At 66.5% G+C, this 19,539-nt stretch carries 23 protein-coding genes; 11 read left to right on the top strand and 12 right to left on the bottom strand.

What is annotated here, in order from left to right; all coding sequences use genetic code 11:
• Positions 1–27 precede the first annotated feature (27 nt).
• Together AB0I12_RS12095 and AB0I12_RS12090 are read right to left on the bottom strand one after the other, a co-directional pair.
• A complete protein-coding gene (locus AB0I12_RS12095) occupies positions 28–1,053 on the bottom strand; it encodes an FAD-binding oxidoreductase (protein ID WP_359928257.1) in 1,026 nt (341 codons plus the stop codon).
• Positions 1,054–1,094: 41 nt separating this feature from the next.
• Positions 1,095–2,336, bottom strand: coding sequence for a serine hydrolase domain-containing protein (locus AB0I12_RS12090; RefSeq protein WP_359928255.1), 1,242 nt, complete (start codon positions 2,334–2,336; stop codon positions 1,095–1,097).
• Between the two features lie 16 nt (positions 2,337–2,352).
• Between AB0I12_RS12090 and AB0I12_RS12085 the strand changes: the two genes are divergently transcribed.
• The 3 genes from AB0I12_RS12085 to AB0I12_RS12075 all read left to right on the top strand — a co-directional run bounded on the left by AB0I12_RS12085 (position 2,353) and on the right by AB0I12_RS12075 (position 4,549).
• The gene (locus AB0I12_RS12085; protein ID WP_359928252.1) at positions 2,353–2,700 is read left to right on the top strand and encodes an HIT domain-containing protein; all 348 of its coding nucleotides are present in this window, start codon (positions 2,353–2,355) and stop codon (positions 2,698–2,700) included.
• A 47-nt stretch (positions 2,701–2,747) separates the two neighbouring features.
• Positions 2,748–3,482 carry a class I SAM-dependent methyltransferase gene (locus AB0I12_RS12080; RefSeq protein WP_359928249.1) on the top strand — a complete coding sequence of 245 codons (735 nt, stop codon included), beginning with the start codon at positions 2,748–2,750 and terminating at the stop codon, positions 3,480–3,482.
• A 260-nt stretch (positions 3,483–3,742) separates the two neighbouring features.
• Positions 3,743–4,549 carry a class I SAM-dependent methyltransferase gene (locus AB0I12_RS12075; RefSeq protein WP_359928246.1) on the top strand — a complete coding sequence of 269 codons (807 nt, stop codon included), beginning with the start codon at positions 3,743–3,745 and terminating at the stop codon, positions 4,547–4,549.
• 146 nt (positions 4,550–4,695) lie between these two features.
• Here AB0I12_RS12075 and AB0I12_RS12070 read toward each other — a convergent pair whose 3' ends face one another.
• Both AB0I12_RS12070 and AB0I12_RS12065 read right to left on the bottom strand, forming a co-directional pair.
• Positions 4,696–5,220 carry a hypothetical protein gene (locus tag AB0I12_RS12070; RefSeq protein ID WP_359928244.1) on the bottom strand — a complete coding sequence of 175 codons (525 nt, stop codon included), beginning with the start codon at positions 5,218–5,220 and terminating at the stop codon, positions 4,696–4,698.
• A 682-nt stretch (positions 5,221–5,902) separates the two neighbouring features.
• On the bottom strand, positions 5,903–6,421 hold the full coding sequence (locus AB0I12_RS12065; RefSeq protein ID WP_359928242.1) for a hypothetical protein: 519 nt from the start codon (positions 6,419–6,421) through the stop codon (positions 5,903–5,905).
• A gap of 431 nt (positions 6,422–6,852) precedes the next feature.
• Between AB0I12_RS12065 and AB0I12_RS12060 the strand changes: the two genes are divergently transcribed.
• Genes AB0I12_RS12060 through AB0I12_RS12050 form a run of 3 tightly spaced genes read left to right on the top strand, consistent with a single transcriptional unit; the run spans position 6,853 to position 9,097 of the window.
• Entirely contained in the window at positions 6,853–8,025 is a 1,173-nt protein-coding gene (locus AB0I12_RS12060; RefSeq protein ID WP_359928239.1) for a phosphotransferase, read from the top strand.
• A gap of 44 nt (positions 8,026–8,069) precedes the next feature.
• Positions 8,070–8,780, top strand: a complete 711-nt coding sequence (locus tag AB0I12_RS12055; RefSeq protein ID WP_359928236.1) for a hypothetical protein — start codon at positions 8,070–8,072, stop codon at positions 8,778–8,780.
• A complete protein-coding gene (locus AB0I12_RS12050; RefSeq protein ID WP_359928233.1) occupies positions 8,777–9,097 on the top strand; it encodes a hypothetical protein in 321 nt (106 codons plus the stop codon). The genes AB0I12_RS12055 and AB0I12_RS12050 overlap by 4 nt, the downstream gene beginning before the upstream one ends.
• A 748-nt stretch (positions 9,098–9,845) precedes the next feature.
• Here the strand turns inward: AB0I12_RS12050 and AB0I12_RS12045 are convergent.
• From AB0I12_RS12045 to AB0I12_RS12025, 5 genes are all read right to left on the bottom strand, one after another.
• Positions 9,846–10,340 (bottom strand): DinB family protein, encoded by a 495-nt coding sequence (locus AB0I12_RS12045; RefSeq protein WP_359928231.1) that lies wholly within the window; start codon positions 10,338–10,340, stop codon positions 9,846–9,848.
• 5 nt (positions 10,341–10,345) lie between these two features.
• Positions 10,346–10,861 carry a hypothetical protein gene (locus AB0I12_RS12040; RefSeq protein ID WP_359928228.1) on the bottom strand — a complete coding sequence of 172 codons (516 nt, stop codon included), beginning with the start codon at positions 10,859–10,861 and terminating at the stop codon, positions 10,346–10,348.
• Positions 10,862–11,562: 701 nt separating this feature from the next.
• The gene (locus AB0I12_RS12035; protein WP_359928226.1) at positions 11,563–12,342 is read right to left on the bottom strand and encodes an oxidoreductase; all 780 of its coding nucleotides are present in this window, start codon (positions 12,340–12,342) and stop codon (positions 11,563–11,565) included.
• Positions 12,343–12,403: 61 nt separating this feature from the next.
• Positions 12,404–12,853: an SRPBCC family protein gene (locus AB0I12_RS12030; protein ID WP_359928223.1), complete on the bottom strand. Its 450-nt coding sequence runs from the start codon at positions 12,851–12,853 to the stop codon at positions 12,404–12,406.
• Between the two features lie 49 nt (positions 12,854–12,902).
• Entirely contained in the window at positions 12,903–13,793 is an 891-nt protein-coding gene (locus tag AB0I12_RS12025; protein WP_359928220.1) for an MBL fold metallo-hydrolase, read from the bottom strand.
• Positions 13,794–13,874: 81 nt separating this feature from the next.
• Here AB0I12_RS12025 and AB0I12_RS12020 point away from each other — a divergent pair, with 81 nt between their 5' ends.
• On the top strand, positions 13,875–14,303 hold the full coding sequence (locus AB0I12_RS12020) for a MarR family transcriptional regulator (RefSeq protein WP_359928217.1): 429 nt from the start codon (positions 13,875–13,877) through the stop codon (positions 14,301–14,303).
• Positions 14,304–14,444: 141 nt separating this feature from the next.
• On the top strand, positions 14,445–14,576 hold the full coding sequence (locus AB0I12_RS12015) for a hypothetical protein (RefSeq protein ID WP_359928214.1): 132 nt from the start codon (positions 14,445–14,447) through the stop codon (positions 14,574–14,576).
• A gap of 99 nt (positions 14,577–14,675) precedes the next feature.
• Here AB0I12_RS12015 and AB0I12_RS12010 read toward each other — a convergent pair whose 3' ends face one another.
• A complete protein-coding gene (locus tag AB0I12_RS12010) occupies positions 14,676–15,485 on the bottom strand; it encodes an alpha/beta hydrolase (RefSeq protein ID WP_359928211.1) in 810 nt (269 codons plus the stop codon).
• 443 nt (positions 15,486–15,928) lie between these two features.
• Between AB0I12_RS12010 and AB0I12_RS12005 the strand changes: the two genes are divergently transcribed.
• From AB0I12_RS12005 to AB0I12_RS11995, 3 genes are all read left to right on the top strand, one after another.
• Positions 15,929–16,417, top strand: coding sequence for a hypothetical protein (locus tag AB0I12_RS12005; protein ID WP_359928208.1), 489 nt, complete (start codon positions 15,929–15,931; stop codon positions 16,415–16,417).
• A complete protein-coding gene (locus AB0I12_RS12000) occupies positions 16,392–16,886 on the top strand; it encodes a hypothetical protein (RefSeq protein WP_359928205.1) in 495 nt (164 codons plus the stop codon). Before AB0I12_RS12005 ends, AB0I12_RS12000 begins: the two co-directional genes overlap by 26 nt.
• Positions 16,887–17,061: 175 nt before the next feature.
• On the top strand, positions 17,062–17,544 hold the full coding sequence (locus AB0I12_RS11995; protein ID WP_359928202.1) for a hypothetical protein: 483 nt from the start codon (positions 17,062–17,064) through the stop codon (positions 17,542–17,544).
• A 58-nt stretch (positions 17,545–17,602) separates the two neighbouring features.
• Here AB0I12_RS11995 and AB0I12_RS11990 read toward each other — a convergent pair whose 3' ends face one another.
• Together AB0I12_RS11990 and AB0I12_RS11985 are read right to left on the bottom strand one after the other, a co-directional pair.
• The gene (locus tag AB0I12_RS11990) at positions 17,603–18,880 is read right to left on the bottom strand and encodes an amidohydrolase (protein ID WP_359928199.1); all 1,278 of its coding nucleotides are present in this window, start codon (positions 18,878–18,880) and stop codon (positions 17,603–17,605) included.
• A gap of 7 nt (positions 18,881–18,887) precedes the next feature.
• Positions 18,888–19,523, bottom strand: coding sequence for a trimeric intracellular cation channel family protein (locus tag AB0I12_RS11985; protein WP_359928196.1), 636 nt, complete (start codon positions 19,521–19,523; stop codon positions 18,888–18,890).
• Positions 19,524–19,539: the final 16 nt, after the last annotated feature.

The following is a 19,539-nucleotide window of genomic DNA, read 5'->3' as shown; positions in this document are numbered from 1 at the left end:
TCGGATTCACAAAGTCGTTGCGTGCGGTCAGCGGAACCGGTCGGGCCGGCAGCCTGCGAGCTCGGGCGCCGGCGTTCCGGTGAGGATCTCGTCCGCGGCCAGGCGGCCGACGGCGGCGGCCAGCGTGATCGCCGAGTGCATCACCGCGACGTACAGGCCCTGCGTCCCGGCTGGGCGGCCGATGATGGGCTCACCGTCGACGGGCATCGGGCGCCAGCCGACCTCGACGGAGACGACCTCCGTGTCGTCGGCCCCCGCGAACGACGACGCGAACCGGTCGCGGACGCGCTGGGCGGTCGCGTGCAGCGCGTCCTGATCCGCCTCGCCGCTGTACGCCGTGGGGGCCAGGATCGTTCCGTCGTCGAGCTGGCGGGCCTCCATGTCCGGCGTCGCGACGATCGCTCGGACGATGCCAGGGTTGGCGCGCAACCGGACGAGGATGGCGGCCGACGGTTCGACCGGCAAGGTGACGCCGACGCCGGAGCACAGTGCGACCGCTCCTGTGCCGGCGGAGAGGACGACCGTGTCTGCGTCGATGAGACCTGCCGTTGTTTGGACGCCGCTCACGGTGCCGTCTTCTTGGACGAGGGCGGTCGCTGGTGTGCCGGGCAGGAGTCGTGCGCCTCGGCCGCGCGCGGCTGCGATCAGGAGATCGATCGCCGCGACGGGGTCGAGCGCGCCGTCCTCCGGGTGATGGACGGCCTCGGCCGGGGGAGTGACGAGGTTCGGTTCGAGCGCCGCGGCGTCGTCGGTGCTCGGGCCCGGGGCCTCGTCGAAGCCGTCCCAGCTGAGCGAGCCTGTCCAGCGGATCGCCAACTGGGGGAGTTCTGCCTCGAGCCGGTGATATTCGTCCAGCGCGAGATACCGCAGTGGCGCCGAGGGAAGGTCGCTGCTGACCGGCCGTCCGATCCAGGCGAACGACGCACGGGTGGCGCCGGATCCGGGCAGACCCGCGTCGATCAGCGTCACCTGTCGCCCATGACCAGCCAGGTGGTACGCCAGCGACGCACCGACGATGCCGGCCCCAACCACAACAATGCCGCGATCAGCCATGGCTGCGTTTCTAGCAGGACCGCGATCTTTACGACACCGAGTTATCGGTCTCTGAGCGCGTGGAGACGGACGTTCGCGTACGTCGGAGGCGTGCGGGTGAGGTCCAGGACCTCACCGGTCGTGGAGATGTACAGGCCCGGTTGGTGCTCCTGCAGCCCGACGGTCACGCCGGCCCAGTGGTCGAAGAAGAGTTCGCCGTTCGCCTTCCGCAACCAGGCTGTTCCGTCACGGACTCCACCCACATGGATGGCGTAGGCACGGTTCCAGGGGCCGTCGACCTCGCCCGTCGCGAGAATTCGGGTGAAGATCTCGGCGGTCAACTTCCATTGAAGTGGATGATCGGTGGAATTCGTCAGGACGACCACACCCAGTTTCTCTTCCGATGCCCAGTACATATCGGACAGGAACCCGAAACCTCCGCCGCCGTGGCCGCGCACAGGAATGCCGTTCGCTTGCATCAGAGCCGTTCCCAGACCATATTCATGACCGGTGTACATTTCCTGCAGAAGGTCGGGGGAGAGGAGCGACTCACCACCGCAGAGGTGGAACTGGAGATACCGACAGGCGTCGTCGACCGTCGTGTAGAGACCACCTGCCGCCACCATCGGAACACGAACCGGCAAGCGCCCATACCCTTTGGAATGCCCTATCGCCCGGCGCTCAGCACTCCCGATCACCTTCGAGTCGAAGGTTGTCCGCTGCAGCGCGAGCGGGTCGAACAACGCCCGTCGTACGAACTCATGGAAAGGTAATCCAGTCACTCGCTGGAGGATATATCCGGCGAGATCTATACCAAGATTCGAATACTCATACCGTTCACCCACAGGAAACCGCAGCCAGGTGTCATAAATGCTGCGACAATGCTCCTCGAACGATTCTCTGCCGACCAGATAATTCGATCCGACCGGTGCTTCGTGGGTGAATCCGGCGGTGTGGCCGAGTAAGTGCCGCAGCGTGATGCGACGCTCAGGATCCTGCTCGAACGAACTGTTGACGCGAAATTCCGGCAAATACCGGGGGACAGGCACATCAAGATCGACCAGCCCTTCCTGTACCGCCAGCAGAACAGCCGTCGCGGTGTACATCTTCGAGCACGACAGCACGCCGAACATCGTCCCGCTGTCAACCGGCAAGTCACCGCCGCGTCGGGTACTCCCGAACCCAGCGGACCACAGCACCGAATCCGCGTCACAGACACCGACAGCAAGCCCAGGCACCTCGTGCTCATCGACCAACCCGGACACCCGCCGCCGAAGCTCGCCAACCATCCGCTCGGTCAACACTCGATATCCTCCAACGATGGAACCAGCCCCGCGGTACAACGGCGACGACTTCTACTGCGACGTAGCAATCCCAGACCCTAGCCGCCTCAACGTCGTACACGAGGACGACCTGGTCCTGGCGTTCCACCACACCCGGCCATTCTGGACGAACCACATCGTCGCAGTACCGAAGAAACACATCGCATCGCTGATCACACTGACCCCATCCGACGAGCCCTCAGCCCGCCGGCTACTCGAAGTCGTCCAGTCAATCGCCGCCCACACAGTCCAAACCACAGGCGCAGCCGCAGTCCTCACCAACCTCGGCACCTACCAGGACTCCAAACACCTACACATCCACATCCACAGCGGCCCCCAACTATGACCACCCAGGGGGACCGCTCCGATCTGTCATTGGAGAGGTGTGTCCACATGTCCACGATCAGTAACTCAGAGGCGATCGCAGCGTGGGCGGCGATGCCGATTGACGCGATTGAGGCGTACGACGATCAGGGCGACTTTCCCAAGCGCCACTTGATGAATGGGAACCTGCTCCGGATGCTGGGGCCTGTCGATGGTCGGAAAGTCCTCGATGCAGGCAGTGGCGAAGGCTATTTGAGCCGGCTGTTGGCCGCGGGCGGAGCTGAGGTCGTTGGTGTGGAGCCGGCTGCCGCGCTGCTGGCGCGCGCTCAGAAGATCGAGCAGGAGCGGCGTCAGGGCATCAGGTTCGTGCAGGCTGATCTCTCGACGTTGCCGGAGGTCGGTCAGCCGTTCGATGCCGTGGTCTGCAGCATGGTGCTGCTCGCCATACCCGCCTGGCAGTCGGCGATGGCGGCGTGCGTCGGCGCACTGAAGCCGGGCGGTCGGTTCGTGTTCTCGATCACCCATCCGGCGTTTGAGAATCTCTACCCAACGTGGCGGGATCACGGTCATTACCAACTTGATCGGTACCTGGATGAGTACGAGATGCCAGAGGGCCATGCACCCGACTTCCACCGCCCGGTGTCTGCCTACATCAACGAACTCGTCGGTCTCGGGTGCCGCCTGACTGAACTGTGCGAACCGAGACTCGATCCACAGGTCGCACGGGACAGCGGAATCGAGGCGATCGAGTCCTACGTCGCACTGCCGAACTTCCTGATCGTCAGCGCCGAACGCGACAGATGAGGTTTGTGCCCGGGGTGGTGCACTCATCCCCGGAGACGCCCGGTCCAGCCCTGTCGGTGCCGTTGCGCGGGGCAGTGGTTCCGCGACTACGTACCTGATCCATCTGATGCAATTCGGATGTATTGATATTTCCCGATCAGCTCGCGCTATCCGCGGGATGCGTGGACGGGTTGTCCTTGCGAAAACCATTGGTGCCCGGCTTGCTCCGCTGATGGACTGACGTCCCACCGGGAGTCTGCCGCGTGACGGAGGTAATGGTTGTGACGGATTACGACGTGCTTGCCGAGGTGTACGAATGGCTGATCTCGGAGGCAAAGTTGCCTCCGGCCGAGTTCGCTGCGTCGTTCGATGACGTCCTCAGTCTCCTGCCGTCGAACGCTCACGTCCTCGACTGCTCGTGCGGAACCGGACAGTTGGCGGTTGGCCTCGCCGGTCGTGGCATACAGGTTGTCGCAACTGACGCCAGCGAAGCGATGGTTCGACGGACTGCAGAGTTGTCCGAGGAGTTCGGGGCATCCGTCCGGGCCGTGCAGGCCAGCTGGGAAGAGTTGCCCGACCATTTCGAGGACGGCACGTTCGACATGGTGTTCTGCGTTGGCAACTCGCTTCACCATGCCGCGGGCGCGACAGGCAGGGGTGCTGCTCTGGAGTCGATGTCACGGCTCCTGCGCCCTGGCGGGCGCTTGGTGCTCACATCCCGCACCTGGGAACTCGTGAGGGCCAGAGGTTCTCGGCTGGACATCAGTGACCGACTCGTCCGCCGGAACGGTCGCGATGCCGTCGTGGTCTACCGCTGGGAGATTGCGCCGCAGTGGGAGGATGAGCACCACATCGAGATTGCGATCGCGCAAGTTGATGCGACTGGGTTGGTTCTTGTCCGCTCGGAACTGCTGTCCTGCTGGCCCTACCAGTACGAGGAACTCGAAGTCGAGCTGCACCGGGTCGGACTCCGGACGGAAGTGAGCACGTTCGACCTTGAGGCCGAGAACTACATGGTGGTCGCGAGCAAGGTACAAACACCGGGCTCTCAGCCCCTGGCCGGATCAGGGTCGCAGCCTAGTAGTTGACATAATGTCCGTTATCGGCGCTCGGTGCTCGGTCGATGCCAGGGGCCGTCTGCACCGTGCCAGCGGGACCGGATGGCCCGTGATCGCCGATGGCGTCACCGGGTACGTCATCGGTCAGACCCGGGTGCTCCCGGCGCCGGCCCGGGTCACCCCAGGAAGTCGACGTACCGCTCCGACCTGGTGCATTCGGTCGACCCGAAACTGATCGGCGCATTGTCGAAATCGCAGTCCATCGTGCGAAGGCGAGCATTGCTCTCCGGCCACTGGAAGTCACATCGCGCCCATGTCCCGGAACCGTGCCCGTTCCTGCAGACATAGATGTTGTCGACAGTGAAGCCGATCTGCCCGAGTGCTGATCTGCCGTCGCTGTCAGTGTCCCGCACGAAGACCACGTCTCCGTCCCGCTTGATGCACACTGCAGCGTTCGGATGACTGCCGTCGTTGTTGTCCCACAGACAAAGGTCGGTGCGTGCGCGAACTTCGTCAGCAGTGAGGTCGACCTGTTCACCGGTTCCACAGTGAAGCCAGTCGTATGGGCAATCATCGAAGTAGCCCGCATCAGCGTGAGCAACGGGAAGCTGCGCTGCCCCAGGAACGACGATTTGCCCGAACCCGAATAGAACACTCGCCGCCGCGATGGCAGCAGCGCGACCTATGCCCTTGCGCAACATTCTCGAACCTCCTCGTCGAGGCGTGATCGTGCGACAGTGAAGCACACAGGACCGGGTGGTGTGAACGGCCCGAGCTCGGTTGGACTCCTGCGTCTGGGGTGTCCGACCAGCTGCCGGTTAGCGTGACGTCGAGGGTCCCGGCTGGGGGGATCGCCCAGGCCGCCGGCATCAGCGAACACGACACTTTTCGGGCTCTGCGGCGCCTGGTATCAGACGGCCTGCTCGATGTCGCACAGATGAACCCGCCGCGCGCTGCGCGACTGCCCTGAAGATGCGCAACGACGTCCAAGCAGGGAACTGCTGGATCCCCTAGCCAGCCAAAGCAAAGGGCGTTGGACCTACAACACAGTTAAGCCAGCGCCTGAGCGGGCAACATGGCTAGCCCAGCGGCTCGTGGACGAGCAACGGGTCTCCCGTGCCGGGTGCGGTGGCCTCGAACGCCGGGCGGTTAGCCGCGAGCACATCTAAGCAAGCGGCGCGACCGCGGCCCCGGCGCCCCGCTCCCCCGCTACTCCCGGCTCATCAACTCCCGTCCCTGCCCAGTTAAGAAGGATGAGTTGACTGCCTGACTGCGTAGATGAGTGATGGAGCCGCACACGCTCGCTGAGCTCCGGCGATCGAGGCACTCCGCTCCGTGGAACTTCCGGCTAACCAAGTCCCCCTCCCTGCCGGTTATGGGATGTCAGTACGCCGTCGTCCCACGCACGGTCAGGTTGTACGTCGCCGTCGTCGCAAAGTCGCCGCTCGACCCGCGGATCACCAGCACGTGCCGGCCCGGTGCCGCCGGGGGCACCGCGAACCAGAGCCCGCAAGCGACGCCCTTGAGCAGCCCCGCTTCGAACCCACTGGGATTGCCTGCCTGAGCGGTGAATCGGATGTTTTCGGCTCCGAGCCGCTGGATCGGGACCGGCCGTCCGTCGAACGTCACGCTGCCCGTCGCGTCGGCCAGGAACGCCTGGCATCCCGCTTCGTCGTCGACCAGGTTGACCACCGGACCAGCCAACGGACGTTCAGCAGGCCAGCCGCACGCGCGAGAAACCTGGCCGCCGAACGTGCCGGCGACCAGCCAGACATCCTCCGGCTGGTTGTTCCCACAGTGCGCACCGGTCTCGTCCAGCACCGGATTGACGTTCTCCGTGACCGACGCCCACTCCCACCAGCGCGACTGCAGCCGTAACGAACCGAGAGCGACGCGCTGCACCGGCACCTTCGTCCCTGACGACACAGCCGGAGTCGTCGGACTCGGAGCGAGCGCGCTCTCAGTTGCAGGCAATGGGGTGGGTGCCGAGCCGCGGGGAACGGCGGAGCAACCACTCACCAGCCCCGCCGCAAAAACCATGGACAGGAACTTTCGCATCCGCGACCCTAACCCGTGGCGCGGTGAGCCAGCAGTACCTGAACGACACGTCGCGGTGCCAGTAGCCAACGGGAATTGCAGCTGATGCAAAGATCCCGTCTCTCGCCGATTTTGACATCGGTGCAGCTCCATCAGCACAACCTCTGGGCGTCTCCCCCGCGACGGCGATGCGGCTGGCTTCCGCGCCGCCAGCAGGAGGACCAAGGCGAACCGAGGCGGCGGCTACGATTCGGGGCCGCCGAAGACATCCCGAGAGGTCCGGTATGCACTACCCGTTGACGATCGAGCGACAACAGGCCGTTCTGGACGGACTCGCCCGGATTTGTGGGCGGCGACCCGTCATCGCCGACGCTCAGCAGGTCGGTCATGACTGGGCGCCTGTCACTCGGCTGGTGTTCGACCGTGACCTGTCCGGCCTGGGCGCTGGTCCGACGGAAGGCCCAAGCCGAACGGTCATCGTCAAAACCAGACGAGTGGAGGGCGAAGGGCATGGCGGACCGGCCTATCTGCGGCGCGAGGCCGCCGGGCTGCGCACCGCAGTCCTCAGCGGCGTGGCTGCACGTGTGATCCTGACCGACGACCAAGCCGGCGTCGTAGTCCAGTCAGACCTCGGGACGTGGCCAACCCTGGAGACAGTGCTGCTCGGCAACGATTCCGAGCGCGCAGCCACCGCGATGGTGGACTTCGCGCAAACCATCGGGCGGCTCCACGCCACCACGCTGGGCCGTCGTATCGACCACGACCTGGCGCTGGCGGAGTTCGGCTCCGCCGACGTCACCACCGGCGGTGGAGCAGGAACAGGAGGCGCCCGCCGATGGCACGTCGTCGAACAGGCCTGCGCAGAGCTGGGATTTCCGGACGCGCGAGCCGCGCGGGGCGACGTCGCCTTCGTCCGTTCACAACTCGAGGAGCCAGGTCGGTACGCCGCTCTCGTACACAACGACCTCAACCCGACCAACGCCCTGGTCACCGACCGAGGTATCCGGTTGGTCGACTTCGAAGGCTCCGGTTTCGGGCACATCGGGGTCGACGCCTCATTCCTGCACTACCCCTTCCCGCACCACAGCGCGAACTGGTCCGTGCTACCAGAACCGGTCACCGAAGCCGCAGACCATACCTACCGCAACGCGCTCGCAGCCGCCCTCGCGGCGGACGGGCTGCACGGGTACGACAAGATGCTCGCAATTGGTGCGGCAGCAGCACTTGCCAGCAGAGTGACCCGCCTTCCGGTGATCGCCCGAACCAACCAGACTCCCCACGACAGTTGGCGCCGTCGTGCACAGCTTGTGCAGCAGATCGGAGTGTTGAATCGGCTGACCGATCGTGCCGGCACCCTGCCGGACTTGGCGCGCTGGTTCTGCGAACTGGCCGACGCCATGACAGAGCGCTGGACCGACGCCGCCAAACCGCCACCGACACTGTTTCCCGCCTTCGCGAGCCAGGGCTAGCGAGCTGGAACCCGGCTGTCGGTGGCTGCTCCTAGCATCGCCGCATGAGCAACAACAGGGTGCTGGAGCCGGCTTTGTCTACCTTGCTGGCTCAGGCGTTGATGGCGTTCCAGATCGAGGTAGACAACGAGTTCGAGGCACAGTTGGCGCGGGCGGGGTTCCCAGGGTTCAAGTTGCCAGTCGTGTTTTGGTCGTTGCTGCGTCACGTCGACAACGTGGGTACGCCGGTCGTTGCGCTGCTCGAGCGGACGGGCTGGAGCGCGAGAGAGCTGTTTCCGATGATCGGCGGTGTGGAGCGGTGGGGGTACGTCGAGGTGCGGCTCGAGGTCGGTAGGCCGGTCCGGCGACCGTCGCGGGACGGGTACGGGAGCAGTCGGCGGCTGCGCGGTACGTCGGTGGTCATCCCGAAGGCTGTCTGTCGTCGCGCCAAGGAGTTCTGGCCGCCGATCATCGCGGCGACGGATGATCGATGGGCGCAACGCTTCGGTCGGGTCATGATTGGTGAGCTGCGGAGCTCGCTGGCGGCAATCACGGGCACGGACGCGGAAGGTTCGATCGCTGATCCGCTTGCGGCTGCGCTGGAGGCCTTTACACGCGAGGTTGAGGCAAGTTCGCCGGTGCCGATGGCGGTCGCCGCGAACTTCCTGCCTGCGCTCAGTGCCGACCCGATCCGGGTTCGGGAGTTGCCCGGACGGACTGGGGTGACCGGCCGGCCGGTGGTCCCGGCGCTCGGGCGCTGGAGCGGGCGGGAATGATCGCTGTCAGTCCGGCCGAGACGGGCCGCGGCAAGGTCGTCGCACTAACCCCGGCAGGGCTGCGGGAACGGGACGCCTACGCGGAGCGGGTGACGCAGGTTGAACTGAGCTGGCGTGCCCGGCATGGTGCGGCGGTGATCGAATCCCTGCGTGGCGCCCTCGAGGCGATGACGCCCCGGCTCGCCGACGGCCTGCAGCCGCCGCAGGGATGTTGGCGCGCAAGCCGCGAGTACGCGGCGCAAACCCTAGCGATCCTCGACGATCCGCGCTCAGCTCTCCCCCGGCATCCCATCGGCCCCTGGCTCACAACCAGCTGACCAACGGCGCCCGCCCGGCTGTCGAAACATTGGCGACCGCTGGTGGACTGTCGCCCGAGCCGGAGGCTCCACGCAGAGCGATCTTCGACGACCCGCGCCCCAGCCCTCCCCGCCATCCCATCAGGCCCTGGTTCACAACCAGCTGACCACCTGGCCGCCCAAATGACGCCCGCCAGGTGTCGAAACATTGGCGAGCGCTGGTGGGCTGTTGCGCACAATCCGAAGCTGGACAATCCGGACAGCCTCCTGGGGTTGCCTCCGTCGACACGGCCTGCTGATCGGCTTCACCTGCTGGGCCCACGACTGCCGATCCTTCGCGGCTACTGCTGGGACAGCGTCCTGGGTGTTGCCTCCGCCGACTGGCTCTGGTGAGCGGCTTGGGCCGCTGGGGCCACGGCTGTCGGACCTTCGAGGCCATGCCCGAGACAGCCCGGACAGCGTCCTCGGCGTCGCGTCAGTCTGCTCCTTCCGGTGATCGGCTTTAGCCGCCGGGACTGCGGTTGTCGGACCTTCGAGGCTATGCCGGGGACAGCCCGGACAGTGTCCTAGGTGTCGCCTCCGCCGACCCGCTCTGCTGATCGGCTGCGGTTGCCGACCTTTCCCGGCCATCGCCAGGCAGCGCCGCGGGCATCATGTGAACCGACCCGGGCCCGGGAGACCGAAACGCTGGCCGAGGTGACCGTCGAGGTCGTCGGCGTACGACCGAACCACGCGACCGCTGGGCCGGGCAGTTGGACGGCCGAGCGGTTCAGTAGCCTCGGGTGCCGTCTAGTTGCTCGCGCAGGATGTCTAGGTGGCCTAGGTGGCGGGCTGTTTCTTCGATCATGTGGGTGAGGATCCAGCGCAGCGATACCGGGGTGAATTGTGGTGGTGTGAAGTGCTGCATCGTGTCGAGAGTCAGTTGGGCGACGATGCGTCTCGACTGGGCGCACTCGGTGGCGTAGCCGCTCGACAGGTCGGCGATGGCGCGACCGCCGGTGGGCCAGCCTCCGTGCTGGTCGCGCTCGGAGGGCTCGTCGGCAAGTGACGGAAAGCTGCCGGCGAACCAGTCGTGCTCGGTCTGCCGGAGATGCGAGACGACGCCGGCGACCGTCATGCGTGGGGACGTGTCCAGCAGGGCGCGGTCGGCGAGTTCGGTCGGCAGGCCATCCACCTTTCGGTGCACGGTTGCTCGTTGCCAGTCGAGGAATCCGGTCAGCACCGCCCGCTCGTCGGCGGTGCCGTCAGGGAAGACGCGCTCCACGCGGGTCAGTTTGTCAGAGCCGCGACGAGGGTTCCGAGAACTACTGCGATGACGGCGAAACCCAGGGCGCAGAGCAGCGGGAAGGCGATCGGGTGACGGCCGGCCCAGCTCACCGTTCCGGGTTGCTGGCGGGCCAGTTGCACCATGGTGATCGGCTTGTCCGATCCGCCGGTGGGCAGACCGAGGTGGTTGACCAGGCGGTCGAGATCGGAGGGCGCGTAGAGGGCGCCGTTGATGGCCAGCAGGGCTTGCTGGCCGGCGTCGAGTACGACGATGGTCTGGGAGACGGCGCCGGGCTGGGCCACCGTTGCCCGCAGCACCGATGCGGCGAGGGTGCGGTCGCGACGGCGGTGGAAGGTCAGGCCGCGGGCCGAAATCTCGGCTGGTGTGACGACGATGCGGGAGCGCGACAGGTAAATCGCCAGGGTGATGGCCAGCAGCAGCGCGAGGCTGATACCGGTGATCAAGGCGGGCAGGCCTCCGGCCAGGACGCCGGCGATGACGAGGACCACAGCGATCACAACAGTGAACGTGAGGACCTGGCGTCGCGGACCCGCACCCGGCCGCAGTACGAGCACGTCGGTTTCATACACGGTTTGAACCCTACGGCAGCACAGGGCCCTGACCGCGCCTGGCGCGTCGACAACCAAGCGGCGGATAGGCGCACATCCGCGATGGTCTGCCAAGTTGCCTGTCGGGCTTCTAGGCAAGCTCGATCCTTCAGCGTCTGCCGCTCCTGCATGCTCTCGCTCGACATGACGCTGTCCCAGGGCCGTGCGAAGCTCTCGGTCGAGAGCCTGCACAAGGACAGCTGCCAGGCATGAACAGCGGACGGAGATCCAGCAGCTGCGTGAGCCGGCCGAGTCGAACACGCCGGTCGGGGTGATGAGCATCCGCCTGGAGCGCATCGAGGATGCGATTCGCTCGAAAGCGCAGGCCGAGGGCATCTCCCTGCAACCGCCGAACCGACCGCCGTACGGCGACATGAGCTGAGACCGGCGCACATCCTGATCCTGTTGCCGAGGAGCTGACGGCGTGAGCCCCCGCCCGGCTAATGCCGGGAGCGCGGCACGAGTGCCGGCCGACTTGGTCGGTCCGATCGACGTTGAGCTGGCGCGGTCCGTGAACGTTGTCAACATGTCTAGCCGCGCTGCGGGGGCGGTGTGTCGCTGGGCGACTCGCGGATCGTGCTCCTTCTGTCGGCTGGTGCTCTGGTCTGTGATCAGACCGTCTTGATCGTGCCGCCGTCGATGACGTAGTCGGCGCCGGTGATGTTCCCGGCCACTGGGGACAGCAGGAATGTGATCAGCGCTGCGACCTCGGCGGCTTCGCTCATGCGCCCGGTGGTGATGTTCTGGGATGCCGCGATCTGCTGGACGAAGTCGCCGAGGCTCTGGCCGGCGGCCGCGGCCATTGAGGCGACCGGGCCGTTCGGGTCTGAGTAGACGGTGGTGCGGACCAGGCCCGGGGAGACGGTGTTCACGCGGACGCCTTGGGGGCCGAATTCCTCGGCCAGGGCCTTGCCGAGTGCGGTGAGTGCTGCCTTGGCCGTGCTGTAGGTGGCGGGGGCGCTCGCGGGCATGCGGGCGAGGGTGGAGGAGATATTGACGATCGCGCCGCGGCGTTCGATGAGGCTGGGCAGGGCGGCGCGGGTGGCGCGGACGGTGGCGAGCATGTTGATGTCGAACATCCGTTGCCATTGGGTGTCGTCGGCGTCGAGGAAGCTGGCGGTGGCTTCGTCGCCGCCGCCGACGTTGTTGACGAGCAGGTCGATGCCGCCCAGTTCGGCCAGTGCGGTGTCGATGACGGTCGAGACTCCTTCGGCCGTGGTCAGGTCAGCCGAGACCGTTCGCGCGCCGGTCTCTTTCAGCTCGGGTGTGATGGTGCGGGCGGCCCCGATGACGTGGACGCCTTCGTCGGTCAGGGCGCGGACGGTAGCGAGCCCGATGCCCCGGCTCGCGCCGGTGACGATCGCGGTTTTGTCGGTCAGGTTGAGGTTCATGGCAGTCCGGTTCGGTCTCGGTGTTCTTCAGGGTGGGTTTGTGGCGGTGGCTCGATGAGGGCTACTGCACGGTCTGGCGGGCGTGGCTGTCGAGGCGGGCGAGTTCTTCGGTGTAGACGCGGTGCAGTCGGCGCGGTGCGATGATCCGCTCGACGAAGCCGGCGACGCCGGTCTCACCGTCGAAGCTGGAGGCGATGTTCACCAGCGCCTGGTCGCCTTGTGGGGTCACGGTGAACGTGATGATGAGGCCGGAGTCGTTGGTGTCGGTCTGGACGAGGGTTCGGCCCGGTTCCGGTTCGGTGACTTGCATGCGCAGTTGCCGGACGCCGCCGGCGAAGTCGATCTTGTAGCCGACGATGCTGCCTGCGCCGACGCCGCCTTGCTCGACTTGGAAGTCGTAGAAGGGGCGTGGCAGCAGTTGGGCGTGTACGTGCATGTCTGCCAGGTACTGGTAGACCTTGTCCGCGGGAGCGTCGATGGTGCGCTCGGCGGACGCGGTGACTGTGGGCATGGGTCTGGCCTTTCGTGTTCGTGAGTGTGCTTGTGGATTGGTGTCGGGGTTAGGCCTGGTGGCCGAGCTTCACGGTCATGTCCGGGTGGCGTCGGCTGAGGGCCTTTAGGGCGAGCAGGCTTTGGCGGCTGGGTTCGCGTTCGGCCAGGAACGTGCCGGGTTCGACGTCGTTCTCCCAGCCCCAGCGGGTGTGGGACACGTCGCCGGTCATAAGGACGGTTCCGGTGGCTGTGCGGGCGAGGTAGGAGACGTGCCCGATGGTGTGGCCGGGGGTCAGGATCGCGAAGAACGAGCCGTCGCCGAACACGTCGTTCACGCCTGCGAACTTCCCGTCCGGGTCTCCGGTGAACTGGAGCTCCTCGAGCGGCGGGCGGCCGGACAGCAGGTGATTGTTCGTGCCCTGGGCCACGATGTTCAGGAACAAGCCCGCTTCGGCTTCGTCCGCGCCGGTGTAGATCGGCACGTCCTTGGCGATGTCCGGGAACCCAGAGACGTGGTCGAGGTGCAGGTGGGTCATGAAAACCCCCTTCAACGGGCTCGGCTCGGCGGCGATGACCTCGGCCGTGCTCTGCGTGGGCCGCATGTCGCTGATCCCGCCGTACTTGCGCAGCATCAGCCCGACCCCGACGCTGGCCGGATCCTCGACGAGTCGCCGCGAGACGCCGGTGTCGACCAGGAAGAAGCCGTGCTCGGGGTGCCGGACAACGTGGGTGTAGATCTGGATCGGCTCCTTGCGGTCCGTCAGGCCCGCCTTGACCGCCTTGGGGTCTTTCAGGTTCAGCAGCCCCGAGAGGTTGGCCCGCCAGTCCGCGCCGACCGTCTTGACCTCGATCGGTCCCGGTTGCTCGATCAGCGACTCCATCGCCGCGGAGCGGACTGGTGTGCCGATGCTTGCCGGCGTCGTGCGGTGGCTCGTGGCCTTGAAGTTCAACAGCTTCATGAGATGACTCCTAACTAGTTATGATAACTATCGTTCAGGTCATAACTATCATATCCTGAAGTAGATTGCTAGAATCGGAGCATGACGATGTCGGACTCACAGGCCGCCGCCGACTGGGAGTTGGCCAAGCTGGTGCACGAACTGGATATGCAGAGCGCTGCGCGACACCGCGAACGGGTGAGCAAGGTCGGGCTGACGATCGGGCAGGCCTCCGCGCTGCGCGAGCTCACCGCCCCGATGACGCTGAAGGAACTGGCCGTCCAGATGGGCTGCGAGCCGTCCAACGCGCTCCCGATCATCGACCAGCTCGAAAGGGAGCAGCTGCTCGAACGCCGCCCGCACCCCACTGACCGCCGCGCCAAACACCTCGAGCTCACCGCGGCAGGTGTCGAGTACCGCGAGAAGCTGCTGGTCTCGCTGCGTGGAGACGAGCCTCTGCTGACCGGACTGACCAAGGAGGAGAAGGCCACGCTCCAGGACCTGCTGGAGCGTGCGCTCGGACGGAGCTGATCTCCAACACGAACCGGCCAGCATTCGGGTTGGCGTGCGCCGAACTGTAGTCCGAACGGCGCTGTGAGCTGAGACGAGACTGAGCCCGAACCGCCGTTCGCGTGGGCTGTAGCTGGTGGCCGGTGGGCGCAGACTGGCGGCATGGTGCTGGCAGCTGGACTCAGCGGCCCGGTAGGACTCGAACTGACCCGGGCCGTCGAGCAGCCACCAGCTGCGCACGGGATGCCGGGCGGTTCGCGCTACGAGTTGAAGTGGGACGGGTTCCTTCACTGAACCTGTCAAGTTGGCTGTTGCCGCATGCCTGGGGTTGGACTTGACTGAGCTCGTGTCGTCAGACTCGCACCGCGAGACGCCGAGATCGCAGACGCATGGCTACTTCCCCGGCGGGGATGGTTCTCCACTCCGCGACCACAGGTCGTCGAGCATGCCGTTGAGCAGCGTGGGCTGCTCCCTGTGGACGTCGTGGGCCGCGCCTGGCACTTGCCGCCACTCGGCGCCGATCGTGTCGGCCACCGTTCGCGCCACCAACCGGAGCGCAGTTGCTGTGGTGGGCAGGTGCTCCGGTGCCGCCACGTCCCATGCGCCGCTGACCACTAGCTTGGGATAGTTGGCATCGGCCACTTCCTGCAATGGCAGCTGTGCTAGCCAGGCGGGCAGCTCGTGCAGGGCGCTGCCTGCGGCGCGGTGTAGCCAGTCCGGCGGACCGGGACGCGGCTCGTCGGCCGGGAAGGCGAGTCTGAGGTAGTCGTTGGCACTTCGCTGGCGTGCTTTGTCCATCACCGCCCGCATCTCGCGGACCGCGTCGGCCACTATCGGGTGCTCGATCGCGCCCTGGTGCGCTGCGGGCTCGATTAGTGTGAGCGAGCGGACCCGGTCGGGCTGCCGGGTCGCGGCCAGCAGCGCCACCACGCCGCCGTACGAGTGGCCGACGAGGTGGGCACCGGCGCCGAGCAGATCCGCGACGGCGGCGGCGTCCTGCCGGTAGTCGCTCGGGTAGTCCCCGGTCGCGTCTGGGCTGTCGCCGTAGCCGTAGCGGTCTGGCAATAGCAGGTGATACCGGTCGGCAAGCGGCTTCTGAGACGCGAAGGTCTCACTGCCCCAGGTGAGCGATCCGTGCACCAGGACGGCAGGTGGCCGGTCGGCGTCACCCCACCGGGTCACGTTGAGACGCTCAGACATCATCGAACTACCTCCTGGTTTCGGGAGATCAAGTCTCGACTGCCGCCAAAGACGCGTGCAAGAACGCATTTGTTGCTCCACCGGCAAGGTCATCTCCCGCGACCAGTTCGTCATGCCCGGCGCCGCGGACTGCCGTACGACCGCCTGTGGCCGAAGGCCTACCCCGACGACAAGCTCACTCGGGTGATCGTGGTGGCGTGGCCGGCAGTCCGGGTGCGCAGCGAGACGACAATGTCCGCGGCTCGCGGACCTGAGCCGCCCATCCGGTTGCCGGCGGGCCTGGCTCCATAATCTCGGCTTGAGGCGAATCGTGGGGTTGGTAGGCTCCGATGGGCCGGGCAACGGCACCGTGATTCGCGGCGGCTATCACGGCTGCCTACGTTTGCGGGACCGGCCCCTGCGCCCGCGGCCAGCGGTGGCCGGACAGGTAGATCGGAAGGAATTCAATGGCACGCTCCGGCAAGGTCGCCGTGATTGGAGCCGGTTTCTATGGTTCCACCACAGCGCAGCGGTTGGCCGAGTACGACGTCTTCGACACGGTTGTTCTGACCGACATCATCGACGGAAAGGCCGAGGGCTTGGCGCTGGATCTCAACCAGTCCCGGTCGATCGAGGGCTTCGAGACCAGGGTCGCGGGGCGGACCACAGGCCGCGACGGTCGTGGCTACGAAGCTATCGGCGGTTCCGACATCGTCGTCATCACCGCAGGCCTGCCACGCAAGCCAGGCATGAGCCGGATGGATCTGATCGAGACCAACGCCAAGATTGTCCGCCAGGTCTCGGAGAACGTCGCCAAGCAACGCCCCAGCGGCTGTAGTGATCGTTGTCTCCAACCCGCTCGACGAGATGACTGCGCTCACCCAGCTCGCAACCGAATTCCCGAGGCACCGGGTCATCGGACAGGCCGGCATGCTCGACACCGCCCGATTTACTAGCTTCGTCGCCGATGAGCTGGCAGTTCCGGTCTCGTCGGTGAAGACGCTGACCCTCGGCTCACATGGCGACACCATGGTGCCGGTGCCCTCGGCCTGCTCAGTCGACGGCAAGCCGCTCACCGATGTGCTGCCTGCCAACAAGGTCGAAGAACTCGTCACCCGCACCCGCAACGGTGGCGCCGAAGTCGTCGCGTTGCTGAAGACTGGGTCGGCCTATTTCGCACCGTCCGCAGCCGCCGCCCGCATGGCCAAGGCTGTGCACGAGGACTCGGGCGCAGTGATGCCGGTATGCGCGTGGGTGGACGGCGAGTTCGGCATCTCAGGCGTCTACCTCGGCGTCACCGCTGAGCTGGGTAAGGATGGCGTCAAGAAGGTTGTCGAAACAGAGCTCACCGCCAACGAACTGGAGAGCCTCAAAGCGGCGGCCGAGGCTGTCCGCGCCAAGCAGGCCGACGTCCAAAGTCTCTGAGCAGTGACGGATGCCAGCCGATGGTCAGCCGACGCTGGTGGCGGGGTTGGCGGTATGGAGTTGTCGTTCGGCCTCGGCGCGGCGCTGTCGCAGATGGCGTAAGGACTCTTGGAGTGCGGTTTGAGCTCGCGCAGGTAATCGACCAGCAACCTCTCCAGGGGAGGAATGGGGATCTGTGAGGCGACGTCGACGCTGTCGGCACCGCACCCAGACCCGGTACGGCGCGACGACGAACGGCTGGAGCGGCTTAACCGAAGAGGAAGGGGCCGGATGTGATGCCGCGCGCCGGTCGGGGAAGTCAGGTCGGCGGGCCAGCGATCGGGAGGACTATCGCCGTCGGCGATCTGCTGGATCAAGCGCCTTCGATCTTCCGCAACGCACTATCAGTGGTGCAAAGCCGTCGAACTTCCTGCTCAACGGCGCGGCCGGCACGCTCGTCGCCCTCGGCCTGGTGCAGCAGGCGGGCGGATGGACGTCGTTGCAGTCCCGGCTTCTAACCCTCGGTTATCTCGGGGCGATCTTCGCCACGGACAGATTGGGTGAAGGGCTGCCAACGCCCTCGACGGACGCGGCCATGTCCAACGCGCTCTTCATGTGTGTCGGCGCGCTCATCATCCTGCTTGCTGGGAGAGCTTCCGTGTTCGCCGCGAACTGCTAGAAGAAGCAAGTAGTCCGCACCTGGACGGCCTGCGCCCGAGGTGCTGGTGCGCAAGTTGTCAGCGATGCTCGGGCGCTGAGGGGGCCAGGTCGTGGTTCAGCCATGCCAGGGCGGCGACGACGAGGGCTTGGGTGCCGGTGTCGAGGGTGGGCTGGAGGACCGGGGCGAAGTTCGCGGCGTGGTTGACCGGGATGTCCTGTGCGACCCGGCCGGCCTGTTCGGCGGCCTGGTAGGTGGCGGGGTCGATGCCGCCGATTCCCCAATAGGTGTACGGCGTGCCGAATGCGGCCGGGATGTCGCTGAAGTCCTCGCTCGCGCTCTGCTGGGGAAGATGGCCGGCGCGGTCACCGAAGAAGTCCGCGAACGCGGCGACGACGCAGTCGGTGACGCCGGCGTCGTTGTCGGTCAGGGGGTAGCGGTCGAAGAGCTCGAACTCGGGATCCCGCGGCGAACCGGATGCCTTGCACTCGGCGCGGACGATCCGCTCGATCGCGCCGAGCACGGTCGTCCGGGTGTTCTCGTCGTACGTGCGGACGTTGAGTTGGAGGACCGCATGGTCGGGGATGACATTGCTCTTCGTACCGGCCTGGATGCTGCCTACGGTCAGGACCGCGGTGTCACCTGGCGCGACTTCGCGGGCGACGACGGTTTGCAGCCGGACGACGATCATCGCCGCGAGGACGACCGGGTCGACGGCGGCCTGGGGCATGGAGCCGTGGGCGCCGCGGCCGTGCACGGTGATCTTCATACTGTCCGCGGCGGACAGCGTCGGCCCGGAGCGGGTCATGACGGCGCCGGCGGTGAACGGCAGCACATGCTGGGCCATCGCCACGTCGGCCGTGCCGACGAGCGCCGCCAACCGGTCCTCGACCATGCCTCTGGCTCCGTCGGCGGTTTCCTCAGCCGGCTGGAACACCGCGACGAGCGTGCCCGACCAGGTCTCGGGCGCCTGCGCCATCAGGGTCATGGCGCCGAGCAGGCAGGTGACGTGTACGTCGTGCCCGCACGCGTGCATCACCGCGGTGCCGTCTTCCGCGGTCTGTGTACTGGCGTAGGGCAAGCCGGTTTGCTCGCGGACCGGAAGGGCGTCCATGTCGGCGCGGAGCATCACGGTGGGTCCGTCGCCGTGGCGCAGGATGCCGACGACCCCGGTGCCGCCGACGCTCTCGTGCACCTCGCAGCCCGTCTCCCGCAAGCGCGCGGCCACGTTGGCCGCTGTCCGCCGCTCCTGGTGCGACAGCTCGGGATGAGCGTGCAGGTCGCGGTAGAAGTCCTCTTGCCAGGGCCGGACCGAGTCGAGGGTGGTCAGGACTGCGGTCGCGGTGTCACTGTCCATGTGTCCATCATGCTCCGCGCTTGGTGCCCGGCGGCACCGGTGCGTTGAGGTCGTAGCGGACGCCGAGCATGCGGATGACGAAGCACACGCCCGCGGAGACGAGCGCTGCGGGCAGGCCCGCTGCCCCCAAGCGGTCCGCGGCGACGACGACGAGCGCGCCCAGAAGCGCCGGGATCGCGTAGAGGCCGCTGGTCAGGACCGATGGGATCTCACGGATGAGGACGTCACGCAGCGTCCCGCCTCCTACCGCGGTGATCGTGCCGAGGATGACCGCCTGGCTGAAGCCGACGCCGAACTCGAGTCCTTTGAGCGCGCCGCTGACCGCGAACAGGCTCAGACCGGCAGCGTCGAGGATCAGGATCGGTTTGGCGACCCGGTCGAGGTGGCGGCCGAAGACGAACGCCACGAGGCCGCCAACAGCTGCCACCGTCAGGTATCGCCAGTCGCTGAAGGTGGCAGGGGGCAGCGCGTCGAGCAGGATGTCGCGGATGATGCCGCCGCCCAGCGCGGTGCACATGCCGAGCGTGATCACACCGACGATGTCCACGCGAACGACCCGGAGCGCGGTCAGGGCGCCGTTGAGGGCGAACGCGAACGTGCCGGTCAGGTCCACGATCAGAAAGGTCGACGACGCAGTGCTCACCAACCCTGTCTACCGG

It is taken from the genome of Kribbella sp. NPDC050459, assembly GCF_040655315.1.
Lineage (GTDB): Bacteria > Actinomycetota > Actinomycetes > Propionibacteriales > Kribbellaceae > Kribbella.
Note: the sequence above shows the minus strand (reverse complement) of the source record. Positions and strands in the feature narration are given on the sequence as shown.

Coding starts and splice junctions, on each gene's coding strand:
- AB0I12_RS12095 (WP_359928257.1), bottom strand. CDS start 1,053: ATGGCTGATCGCGGCATTGTTGTGGTTGGGGCCGGCATCGTCGGTGCG.
- AB0I12_RS12085 (WP_359928252.1), top strand. CDS start 2,353: ATGGAACCAGCCCCGCGGTACAACGGCGACGACTTCTACTGCGACGTA.
- AB0I12_RS12080 (WP_359928249.1), top strand. CDS start 2,748: ATGTCCACGATCAGTAACTCAGAGGCGATCGCAGCGTGGGCGGCGATG.
- AB0I12_RS12070 (WP_359928244.1), bottom strand. CDS start 5,220: ATGTTGCGCAAGGGCATAGGTCGCGCTGCTGCCATCGCGGCGGCGAGT.
- AB0I12_RS12055 (WP_359928236.1), top strand. CDS start 8,070: ATGAGCAACAACAGGGTGCTGGAGCCGGCTTTGTCTACCTTGCTGGCT.
- AB0I12_RS12050 (WP_359928233.1), top strand. CDS start 8,777: ATGATCGCTGTCAGTCCGGCCGAGACGGGCCGCGGCAAGGTCGTCGCA.
- AB0I12_RS12035 (WP_359928226.1), bottom strand. CDS start 12,342: ATGAACCTCAACCTGACCGACAAAACCGCGATCGTCACCGGCGCGAGC.
- AB0I12_RS12030 (WP_359928223.1), bottom strand. CDS start 12,853: ATGCCCACAGTCACCGCGTCCGCCGAGCGCACCATCGACGCTCCCGCG.
- AB0I12_RS12025 (WP_359928220.1), bottom strand. CDS start 13,793: ATGAAGCTGTTGAACTTCAAGGCCACGAGCCACCGCACGACGCCGGCA.
- AB0I12_RS12020 (WP_359928217.1), top strand. CDS start 13,875: ATGACGATGTCGGACTCACAGGCCGCCGCCGACTGGGAGTTGGCCAAG.
- AB0I12_RS12015 (WP_359928214.1), top strand. CDS start 14,445: ATGGTGCTGGCAGCTGGACTCAGCGGCCCGGTAGGACTCGAACTGACC.
- AB0I12_RS12010 (WP_359928211.1), bottom strand. CDS start 15,485: ATGATGTCTGAGCGTCTCAACGTGACCCGGTGGGGTGACGCCGACCGG.
- AB0I12_RS12005 (WP_359928208.1), top strand. CDS start 15,929: ATGGCACGCTCCGGCAAGGTCGCCGTGATTGGAGCCGGTTTCTATGGT.
- AB0I12_RS12000 (WP_359928205.1), top strand. CDS start 16,392: ATGCTCGACACCGCCCGATTTACTAGCTTCGTCGCCGATGAGCTGGCA.
- AB0I12_RS11990 (WP_359928199.1), bottom strand. CDS start 18,880: ATGGACAGTGACACCGCGACCGCAGTCCTGACCACCCTCGACTCGGTC.